This is a genomic window from Arcobacter caeni, from assembly GCF_003063245.1.
GTDB lineage: Bacteria > Campylobacterota > Campylobacteria > Campylobacterales > Arcobacteraceae > Aliarcobacter > Aliarcobacter caeni.
In genome coordinates, this window is the sequence record NZ_MUXE01000008.1 from 95,268 (window position 1) to 105,146 (window position 9,879).

Genomic DNA, 9,879 nt, shown 5'->3' on the forward strand with positions numbered 1-9,879 from the left:
AATTAGATAGGAAATATATGTTTACTAAAGAGTCTTTATATATTAATGCTGTGAAATATGATACTCAATTAAAACTTGATTATAAGAAATTGAATAATGAAGAGATTATTGATACAAATAATTCTGTTTTTTTAGTTGATAATGATTTATTACCTTTTGACATAGCTCAGAAATTAAATTCTTCACAGCAAGAAATTGACAGTACATATATTTCTACATTATTAATAAACGATACTACAAAACTTGTTCCTAAAGCAATATCTGCAAAATTAAAAGATTGTGAAATAGCAAAATTCAATAATGAATTTGATATTGCAGTTTTAAAAACAACACTATTTGAGACAAAAAATTATTTTGTAAAAACAGGAATAGATTATATTTATTCAGCTTTTCATTTAATAAATCTTCATATAGAAAAAAATATATCAAGAAGTGAAATCATTGTATTTTTATTTAACAGTAAAGCTTTTATAGTTATTTTAGATGCTGCTGGAGTTATTGTACATAATACGATTTTAGATTTGGCTTGTTTTGATACTATTAAAAAAACACATTTTTATGAAGATGATATTGATGGACAAAAGCTTTTTGATGAAATTTATTATTTAGAATTAAATGAAATTATTCATAATACATTAAATACATTTTATGAAAAAAAGAATAATGTTTTCGTTGAAAAAGTTACATTACTTTATGTTTCAAAACAATTATCACAAGAACAAATTGAACAATTAGGTGAAGATTTACTTTTAAAAGTAGATTACCATCCAATAAATATTGATGAAGAGCTTTTTGAATTATCAAGAGATAAACATTTAAAGAAAAGTTTTATAAAACCTAGAAAAAAGAAAAAGAAAAGAAATTATACTAATTTATATATCTTTTTATTTATATTAGCAGTTGGGTTTTTAGCTTATCAGGTATATTTAAAAGTAGATTTTAATAATTTATTTAAAAATGAAACAGTTTCTGGGAAAACTGTGGATATTCAAAAAATTGAAGATATACTTGAATTACCTGATCATTTAGCTTTAAATGATCAAATAGAACAAAGAGTTAAATCAATATTCAACACAATTCCAAATGAAGTATATTTGAATGAATTAAAAATAGAGAAAAATATTTTAGAATTAAAAGGTAACTTTTTAAATGAAGTAGTTTTTGCAACAGCATTAAAACCTAATTTAAATAAATTATATAAAGATGTTGTTTATTCTACAACATCAAGTGATAAAAAAGTTAATATTGATGGCGTAGTTCTTGCACGAAATGAAATTGAATTAAATAAAACTTACAAAACTTATGATAAAGAATATTTAACAGATGAGTTTATGGCTTTGGACAGAGTGACTGAACAATTAAAGATTTTAATGCCAATTGATTCAATAATCAAGTTTAACACAACAGCTAGTAATAGTACAATTACAAGATTTGTATATTCTGTAAATATTTTAGTAAAAGATCCAAGAGAATTTTTTGATATGATTGATGTATTAAATAATGAATTATATTCAATTCATATTGCTTATCCTATTAGTATGTTAAAAACGCAATCAGGGATTGAAATTGAATTTGTTTTAGTATTTAATCAACATAATGATTCAAAAGAAGAAGTTAAAGACGAAGAAAAAGAAGAAACAAAATAAAAACTTGGAAATTACCAAGTTTTTATTTCATTATAAATTGAGTCTCTCTCAACTGGTATAAATCCAGAATTTTTAATCAAATCAACAAACTCTAACTGTGCTATTCCATTTGCACTTGTTGCTCCTGCTGCACTTTGAATAGATTCTTTTTCTATAGTTCCATCAACATCATTTGCTCCATATTCCTGCGCAATTAAAGCTAATTTTACTGTTGAAGTTGCCCAATATGCTTTTATGTTTGGAATATTATCAAGTAATATTCTAGCAATTGCATAAGTTTTTAAAATTTCTTGACCAGTTAATGGCTCTTTTACTTTTAGGTAATTATTTTCAGTTTGATAAACTAAAGGAATAAAGGCATTAAAGCCACCTGTAATGTCCTGTAAATCTCTTAATCTAATCATATGATCAATTCTGTGGTTTCTATCTTCAACATGACCAAATAGCATTGTAGCGTTACTTTTTTTGCCAGCTGTATGCCAAAGTCTATGAATTTCTAGCCATTGTTCTGATGTAACTTTTCCACCACAGATTTTTTTCCGTACTTTTTCATCAAAAATTTCAGCACCACCACCTGGCATTGAATCAACTCCATGTTTAATCATCATATCTATAATTTCTTGATAAGATAAATTATACTCAGTACTTAAGAAGTGAATTTCAGCAGCTGTTAATGCTTTTACATGAATTGCTGGAAAATTTTCTTTTATTTTTCTAAATACATCCATATACCATTGTAATCCAGTATGAGGATTATGTGCTGATACGATATGAACTTCTTTAATATCATTTTTAGATGAATTTTTTACTATTTCTAAAATCTCATCATGTGTCATTGTCCATTGATCTGGATTTTTTCTACTTGCACTATATGCACAAAATTGACAAACATCTTTACAAACATTTGTTGGGTTTATATGTCTATTAATATTAAAATAGGTTTTTTTACCATGTTTATCAGTTCTTATTTTATTTGCATATTCAGCAAGTGTGAATAAATCTAAATCATATAATTTAATTGCATCTTCGTAATTTAATCTTTCTTGTTTTTCTAATTTTTCAATAATATTCATATCTTTCCTATTTACAGTTAAAATCTTTTGTATATTGTTGGTTTCTTTCTTGATGAATAAAACCTATACAACTTTGATTTAAATCATTATCATAGAAAATAACTTTGTAAACACTACTTTTATATCTAGTTTCACTATCTTCTACTTCTAATTTATTTATAACTTTTAGTTGTTTTATATTTGTATATCCAATTGTGGCAAGAACTTCAGATATTCTTTTTTCTTTTAAATCTTTTATTATATAAAATATTATAAAAGCAATAGCAATAATAATACTTATAATAACAACAGTTTTTTTTGGTAATTTTCTAACTTGATGAGTATTCATCTTAATTTTCCTTTAGTGGTTTAAATGAACACTCTTCTCCATCATAATATTCAATTGTTCCATCTTCAATTCTATAATACCAACCATGAATCTGCAATTCACCACTTTTTACTTTTCTTTCAACTTCTGGAAATGTTAAAAGATTTTCCATTTGATGTACAATTGAAATTCTCTCTGTCGCTCTATAAAGTTTTTCTTTATCAGATTTGTCTTGAATTGCAAGAAGTGTATATTCTTTTGCTCTTTTTCCAAGTTCTAGCCATTTTTTAACATGAACTAATTCAGGAGCATTTCCAATATCTTGATATAAGCTTTTACAAGCACCACAATGAGAGTGACCACAAATAATAATATGTTTAACATGTAAAATAGAAACAGCATATTCTATTACTGCAGAACTACCATGGTAATCATCATCAGGGCTATAAGGAGGGACAAAATTTCCAACATTTCTTAAAATAAACATATCTCCAGGTTTTGTATCAAGCATTAAGTCAGGTGTAACTCTACTATCACTACACCCGACAAAAAGAATTTCAGGTTTTTGTCCTTTTTCAACTAAATCTTTTAAATTACCCTCATATTTAGGAAAACTAGCTTCTCTAAATTTTTTATTTCCTTTTATTAAATCATTTATTAACATTTGAATCCTTTAATAAGTTGCATACTTTTGTTAAATCATCTTCATTTATATCTATTTTTGCAATTAATCTAATAATTGCCTCTTTTACTGTGGGTTGCCTAATTGCACCAACTAAAAAACCATTTTGTTTTAAATTTTCTTGTATTTTTTTTGCTAGTTTATTATCACCTATTAATATAGGAATAATTAAACTTTGGGACTTTAAACCCAAGATATTATGAATAATAGTTAAATTAGTTTTTATTTTTTCTTTTAATAGTTCTTTATTTTTTATAATAAAATCCAAAGATTCATTTGCAAGTGCAGTATCAAAAAGTGATGGAGCGGTTGAATATATAATTGGTTTTGCTCTATTTGTTAGAAAATCTATAATTTGTTTAGAAGCTAAAATATAAGCTCCATAAGAACCATAAGCTTTTCCTAAAGTCCCCATTTTTACATGATATTTAGTTGGCTTAATTTTATAATAATCAAAAATACCTAAAAGATTATCTCCAATTACTCCAAAACTATGGGCTTCATCTACTATTAAAATAGCTTTTTGTTTGTTTGCTATTTCAAATATTTCTAATGGAGCCAAATCACCACCCATAGAATAAACACCCTCAATTGCTATTATATTTCTTCCTTTTCTTTGATTTGTTGAAATCTTTTTTTCTAAATCTTTAAAATCATTGTGTTTAAAAATAATAACTTGTTCAGGTTTTAAAAGTTTTGAAGCCAATATTCCACTTGCATGGTACTCTTCATCTATAAAAATAGTATCATTCTTTCTACATAGTGCTTCAATCATAGAAATATTTGCCAAAAATCCAGAACCTACTATAACACCTGCTTCAAAACCATTTATTTCACATAATCTATCTTCAAATTTTTTGTGAATTTTACTATATCCATTTACTAACATTGAAGCTTTTGGTGAGTGATATTTTTCTTTTATAATAGTTTCATAAGCATTTTGAAAAAGAGTTTGGTTTGTAGAAAGTCCTAAATAATCATTTGAAGCTAAATCAATTAAATTATCATTAAAAACTTCTCTTGTTCTAAAACGATTTGATTTTTTAATAGATTCTAGTTCTTTTGAGTACAAATATTTCTCCGTAAGTATTTGAGTATGATAACTAAAAAGTGCTAATAAAAAATTAAATTTTAGAATTTTTATATATGCTAGATTATTGCTACGATGAGTTGTTATAATTCCTACACTAATTTTATATACTAGTTTTTAAAAGAAAGAGATGTTTATGCGACCTTCATCTCTTTCTTTTATTCTTCTAAATAGTTATATTTTCAATAAAATCTATACTCTCATCAGTCACGATAATAGCATCAATACAATATGAAATATCAAGTTTTTTACTTTGAATATAATAATCTACACTTCTTTTTATTTTTGATAGTTTTGAATTTGTAATGTTATTTATAGCAGTTTCATAATCATTTGCAGATTTTACTTCACAAAAGTGATAGATAGAATTTTTGGTGGCAATAATATCTATTTCTCCTAGTTTTTTTGCATAGAAGTTTTGTTCAATTATTTTAAAATCTAATTCTTCTAAAAAAGAGATTGCTTTTTTTTCAGCAAAATCTCCTTTTTGTTTACTCATACTCTTTTACTTTTATTTCATCCTCCACCAACAAATTGAAGAAGTTCGATTTTATCGTCATTTTTTGGAATAAAATTGTTCCAATCATCTTTTTTTACGATGTTCATATTAACAGCTGCTGCCATTACTTTATTTTCTATTTGTAAATTTGTAATAATATTTTGAAGCGTTGAATCCTGCGAAAACTCTTTTATTTCACCATTTATTATAAGTGTCATTTCATACCTTTTGATATTTTTATAAAAAAAGATTATACAAAGAGTTAACTTATTTCCTAATATTCAGTGATTTAAATCTATCGCCCATTCCTGTTGGTTCTAATAATACTTTTACTTTTTGAGTTTGTTTTAAATATGTTGTTTCATCAACATTTGCTTTTAAAATTTCAAGTAAATCTAAAATTCCAAATTCAACTAAAGATTTTAATTGAGTATTGAATTTTATTTGTGTGATATTATTTTCTTTAAAACAATCACTTAGATAATTAAAATGAACATCATAAGTAATATCAGAGTTTTTAAAGAGTTTTTCTAAAGGTAAATTTTCTTCAAAAATAGGAAAAACACTGTGTTTTTTATAAACTCTTGTTGAAAAATCATTTCTTGGAAATTTATCTCCATAATCAAAAGTAAGAAATTCAAAACTTCTTACATTTTGACATAAAGTATTTACAAAATCTTTATATGAAAGGGCAACTTCACCTTTTGTAATATGATATTTTTTACAGTGATTTATAATATTTTCATCAATACAATCAACAAATTCTATTTTGTGATTTTGTACAAAAGCTTGTTGCAAAATATTTTCTTTATTTGTATAAACTAAATCACAAGAAAAAGCATCAAATATTTCGTTTGCAAGAACATAAGCATTTTCTAGTTTTACTTCATTTAAATCATCATAATGTTTTAATTTTATTAAATCTCCAAAAGAGTCAAAAAGATATTTTTTTTGCTGTTCTTGAAGATTTGAAAATCGCTCAACTATTGCAAAATTTAGAGTCTCTAAAAGTTCTGGTTTTAAAGTATAAATAAATTGAATAATATCAGCTAATAAATATCCATGATGAGCGCCAATTTCCAAAATAGTCGTATTATTTGGTAAAAATCCTTCTTCAATTGAAGAGATGATTTTTTTAGCGATTGAACCACCAAAAAAAGATGAAGTGGAAACTGAAGTGAAAAAATCACCATCTTTTCCTATTTGTTTGTAGTTTGAGTAATAAGCATTTTGACCATAAAGCCAATCGTTGAAGTATTCATTAAAAGTAATCATAAAAGAATTGTATCAAAAAGTAGATTTAGCAGATAAAAAGATTTCTCTTTTTATCTACAAACATCAATAACAGATTGTTGATTTGGATATAAATAAACTTCAACTCTTCTATTTAATCCCATATTTGCATCACTTGTATTTGCAGCTATTGGTTTATCAAATGAGCAACCTCTTGAGAAGATTTGATTTTGAACACCTGTGTTGTTTATAATATTCCCAACATTTGTAGCTCTTTTTTCTGATAAAGTAAGATTATAAGCGTGAGTTCCACGACTATCTGTATGACCCACAACTTGAACTAAAGTATTTGGATATTTTTGTAAAACAGTAGTGATTTTTGCTATTTTTGTTCCAGCAGCATAAGTTGGGTTTTCAGAGTTTGTTTCAAACATCATATCATCTCTAAACATGATTTTTACATAGTTGTCTGTATTTGAAACTATTAAATCTTGGTTTGGGTCAAGCGCTGCTGTTGGATTATTGTTTACATTTGTATTTAAACTTTGAGCAACTTCTTTTGCTTGATTATCCATACTATAACCAACAGCTCCACCAATTGCAGCACCTGCAACAGCTCCAATTACTTTGTTTCTTCCTTTATTTCCACCACCAATATTATTTCCAAGAACAATACCAGCAATTGCTCCAAGAGTTGTTCCTAAAATCGCATTTTGATTTTGGTCATAAGTTTGATTTCCCGTTGTTTGAGCGCAACCACTAATCATTGTTGCGATTGCTATTGAAGAAATAATTGTTTTAAAATTGAATAATTTCATATAAAAACCTTTGTATAATTTATTTTATTTATCGTGATTCTATCATCTTATTTGTGAAATAATTGTTATAGAGAAAAGTTACTTGACTTGTAATAATTGTATGTTATAATCAAATATAATTAAATAAGGAAAAACTATGGAAAAAAGAACAAAAATATTAGCAACTTTAGGCCCAGCAAGCCATAGCATTGAAATGATTGAAGGGCTAATAAAAGCTGGTACAAATATGTTTAGATTGAACTTTTCACACGGAAGTCATGAGTATCATTTAGAAACATTAAATAATATTAGAACGGCCATGAAAAACCTAAATAAAACAGTAGGAGTTTTACAAGATATTTCAGGACCAAAAGTAAGAATTGGTGATTTAAAAGAACCTTTTGAACTATATAGAGATGATGTTATTACTTTTTTAAAAGATGAAATAGTTGGATATAAAAAAGCAGATAAAGAGTATGTCGTTTCTATTAATTATCCTGATATTTTAGGAAAAGTTAAAATTGATGAATATATATATTTATATGATGGAACAATTAGAGCAAAAGTTATTGAAACAGGAAAAGAAGTAAAAGCAAGAATCGAAAATCACGGAATTCTTTCTTCAAGAAAAGGGGTGAATTTCCCAAATACTGTAATTGATATTGATGTAATTACAAAAAAAGATGAAATTGATATTGCTTGGGGAATTGAAAATGAAGTTGATTATTTTGCTATTTCATTTGTACAAAATGCAAAAGATATGAATAATGCTAGAAAACTTCTTGGTGGATATAAAGGTAAATTAATAGCAAAAATTGAAAAATTTGATGCAGTTGCAAATATTGATGAAATTATAGAAGCTAGTGATGGAATAATGGTAGCAAGGGGAGATTTAGGAATAGAAGTTCCTTATTATGATGTTCCTACTATTCAAAAAATGTTAATTAAAAAAGCAAATTTAAAAGGAATTCCAGTAATCACAGCAACTCAAATGCTTTTATCAATGACTCAAAATGAAAGAGCAACAAGGGCTGAAATCTCAGATGTTGCAAATGCTGTTTTAGATGGAACAGATGTTGTAATGCTTAGTGAAGAAAGTGCCATTGGAGAAGACCCAATAAATGTAGTTGATACAATGCATAATATTATTGCAAAAACTGAGGGTATTTATAACTATGATAAACAATACAAATTCCCATATTTAGATGAATTTGATGTTATTCAAGCAACCGTTACAAAACTAGCAGATGATTTAAAAGCAAATGGAATTTTAGCAATTACAAGTTCTGGAAAATCAGCTCTTAAAATGTCAAGATATAGACCAAGAACTCCTATTTTTACATTTACACATAAGAAAAAAGTTTTAAATTCTTTAACAGCTATTTGGGGAGTTGAACCAATAAGTACAATAAAAGAAGCACAAGCTTCAAAAATGTTTCAAAAAATGCTTAAATCTTTAGATGAAATTGGTAAACTAAAAAAAGATGGACTTTATGTAGCAACTGTTGGTTATCCAGTTGGAATGCCAGGAAGTACAAATACTATTAAAATTTTAACACCATCTGAAATTGAGTATTATTTGAATTTTAAAGAAAAAGACAAAAAAGCTAAATAATTTACTAGGATAGATAAAAAATTTATCTATCCTTTCCATATTAGAATTTTGCTACATTCAGAATTATTACTTTTACTCCAAAACAACACTAATATTATTAAAACTTTTTGTTTTACTGAATTTTTCAAGTAAAGTTGCTAGTTCAACCACCTCTTTATTTTTCATCCTAATACATCCACTTGATTCATTTGTACCAATTGTATCTTCACTTAAAGTACCATGAATTCGATAAACATCTTGCCCATTAACCCTATGACTTAAATTTATTTTTGCAGCGCCCATATAATTTTGTTTATCTCCAAAAGGAACAACAGATGGTAAATTAATCCCTTTTTCTCTAAAAGCTTTTAAGGTTTTATTTGTTGGATTCCACTGAGGATTTAGTGATATTGAGGTGATAGAACCCAATCCCAAAGGTTTTTTTATAGTAGTTTTTGCAGTTGAAACTTTGTATGTTTTTATATCAATAATTTCTCCATTGCTATTTTTGCCCTTTAAAAACATAATATTTTTAACTCAATCTACTTTTATAAGTAAATTTTCAAAATCATTTAAATTATGTAATTCCTCCTCAGCTAGAGTTTTGTTTTTTTCTTCCTTAAGTTTTAGAGTTTCATCATCAGCTTTTTTTCTTTGTTCATCTGAAAGAGCTTTAATTTTTAGAGTTTCAAATTGAATTTTCTGAAACTCTGCTAAAACTTTTTTATTTTCATCTTTAATTCTTAGAGTTTCAGCATCAGCTTTTTTCCTTTGCTCCTCTGCAAAAGTTTTATCTTTTTCAATTCTCTGAAATTCAGCCAAAGCTTTATCTGGAGAGGTAACATAAATTCATACTCAGAATTAAAAGATTCTGAGATAAAATAAATGAATAAAGGTTGCAAATGAGACAAAGTAAATATAGTCAAGAGTTTAAGGATTCAACAGTACAGTTGATTAT

Annotated in this window: 12 protein-coding genes; 2 read left to right on the plus strand and 10 right to left on the minus strand. The window is 26.2% G+C overall.

What is annotated here, in order from left to right; all coding sequences use genetic code 11:
• Positions 1 to 17 precede the first annotated feature (17 nt).
• Positions 18 to 1,646 carry a hypothetical protein gene (locus B0174_RS07020; RefSeq protein WP_108559078.1) on the plus strand — a complete coding sequence of 543 codons (1,629 nt, stop codon included), beginning with the start codon at positions 18 to 20 and terminating at the stop codon, positions 1,644 to 1,646.
• An 11-nt stretch (positions 1,647 to 1,657) separates the two neighbouring features.
• Here the strand turns inward: B0174_RS07020 and mqnE are convergent, their stop codons facing one another.
• From mqnE to B0174_RS07060, 8 genes are all read right to left on the minus strand, one after another.
• Positions 1,658 to 2,719: an aminofutalosine synthase MqnE gene (gene mqnE, locus B0174_RS07025; protein ID WP_108559080.1), complete on the minus strand. Its 1,062-nt coding sequence runs from the start codon at positions 2,717 to 2,719 to the stop codon at positions 1,658 to 1,660.
• Between the two features lie 7 nt (positions 2,720 to 2,726).
• Positions 2,727 to 3,047 carry a hypothetical protein gene (locus B0174_RS07030; RefSeq protein ID WP_108559082.1) on the minus strand — a complete coding sequence of 107 codons (321 nt, stop codon included), beginning with the start codon at positions 3,045 to 3,047 and terminating at the stop codon, positions 2,727 to 2,729.
• Position 3,048: 1 nt separating this feature from the next.
• Positions 3,049 to 3,690, minus strand: coding sequence for a carbonic anhydrase (locus B0174_RS07035; RefSeq protein ID WP_108559084.1), 642 nt, complete (start codon positions 3,688 to 3,690; stop codon positions 3,049 to 3,051).
• Positions 3,677 to 4,780 carry an aminotransferase class I/II-fold pyridoxal phosphate-dependent enzyme gene (locus tag B0174_RS07040; RefSeq protein ID WP_108559086.1) on the minus strand — a complete coding sequence of 368 codons (1,104 nt, stop codon included), beginning with the start codon at positions 4,778 to 4,780 and terminating at the stop codon, positions 3,677 to 3,679. The genes B0174_RS07035 and B0174_RS07040 overlap by 14 nt, the downstream gene beginning before the upstream one ends.
• A gap of 184 nt (positions 4,781 to 4,964) precedes the next feature.
• Positions 4,965 to 5,297 (minus strand): YraN family protein, encoded by a 333-nt coding sequence (locus B0174_RS07045; protein ID WP_108559088.1) that lies wholly within the window; start codon positions 5,295 to 5,297, stop codon positions 4,965 to 4,967.
• Positions 5,298 to 5,314: 17 nt separating this feature from the next.
• Positions 5,315 to 5,515 carry a sulfur carrier protein ThiS gene (thiS, locus tag B0174_RS07050; RefSeq protein WP_108559090.1) on the minus strand — a complete coding sequence of 67 codons (201 nt, stop codon included), beginning with the start codon at positions 5,513 to 5,515 and terminating at the stop codon, positions 5,315 to 5,317.
• Positions 5,516 to 5,564: 49 nt separating this feature from the next.
• Positions 5,565 to 6,572, minus strand: a complete 1,008-nt coding sequence (locus B0174_RS07055; protein ID WP_108559092.1) for an SAM-dependent methyltransferase — start codon at positions 6,570 to 6,572, stop codon at positions 5,565 to 5,567.
• 50 nt (positions 6,573 to 6,622) lie between these two features.
• On the minus strand, positions 6,623 to 7,348 hold the full coding sequence (locus B0174_RS07060; protein ID WP_108559094.1) for an OmpA family protein: 726 nt from the start codon (positions 7,346 to 7,348) through the stop codon (positions 6,623 to 6,625).
• Positions 7,349 to 7,484: 136 nt separating this feature from the next.
• Here B0174_RS07060 and pyk point away from each other — a divergent pair, with 136 nt between their 5' ends.
• Positions 7,485 to 8,942, plus strand: a complete 1,458-nt coding sequence (gene pyk, locus B0174_RS07065; protein WP_108559096.1) for a pyruvate kinase — start codon at positions 7,485 to 7,487, stop codon at positions 8,940 to 8,942.
• Positions 8,943 to 9,014: 72 nt separating this feature from the next.
• Here pyk and B0174_RS07070 read toward each other — a convergent pair whose 3' ends face one another.
• Complete coding sequence (locus tag B0174_RS07070; protein ID WP_108559099.1) at positions 9,015 to 9,446, minus strand: L,D-transpeptidase; 432 nt, start codon at positions 9,444 to 9,446, stop codon at positions 9,015 to 9,017.
• Between the two features lie 12 nt (positions 9,447 to 9,458).
• Positions 9,459 to 9,743: a hypothetical protein gene (locus tag B0174_RS07075; RefSeq protein WP_108559101.1), complete on the minus strand. Its 285-nt coding sequence runs from the start codon at positions 9,741 to 9,743 to the stop codon at positions 9,459 to 9,461.
• Positions 9,744 to 9,879 lie beyond the last annotated feature (136 nt).

Coding starts and splice junctions, on each gene's coding strand:
- B0174_RS07020 (WP_108559078.1), top strand. CDS start 18: ATGTTTACTAAAGAGTCTTTATATATTAATGCTGTGAAATATGATACT.
- mqnE (WP_108559080.1), bottom strand. CDS start 2,719: ATGAATATTATTGAAAAATTAGAAAAACAAGAAAGATTAAATTACGAA.
- B0174_RS07030 (WP_108559082.1), bottom strand. CDS start 3,047: ATGAATACTCATCAAGTTAGAAAATTACCAAAAAAAACTGTTGTTATT.
- B0174_RS07035 (WP_108559084.1), bottom strand. CDS start 3,690: ATGTTAATAAATGATTTAATAAAAGGAAATAAAAAATTTAGAGAAGCT.
- B0174_RS07045 (WP_108559088.1), bottom strand. CDS start 5,297: ATGAGTAAACAAAAAGGAGATTTTGCTGAAAAAAAAGCAATCTCTTTT.
- thiS (WP_108559090.1), bottom strand. CDS start 5,515: ATGACACTTATAATAAATGGTGAAATAAAAGAGTTTTCGCAGGATTCA.
- B0174_RS07055 (WP_108559092.1), bottom strand. CDS start 6,572: ATGATTACTTTTAATGAATACTTCAACGATTGGCTTTATGGTCAAAAT.
- B0174_RS07060 (WP_108559094.1), bottom strand. CDS start 7,348: ATGAAATTATTCAATTTTAAAACAATTATTTCTTCAATAGCAATCGCA.
- pyk (WP_108559096.1), top strand. CDS start 7,485: ATGGAAAAAAGAACAAAAATATTAGCAACTTTAGGCCCAGCAAGCCAT.
- B0174_RS07070 (WP_108559099.1), bottom strand. CDS start 9,446: ATGTTTTTAAAGGGCAAAAATAGCAATGGAGAAATTATTGATATAAAA.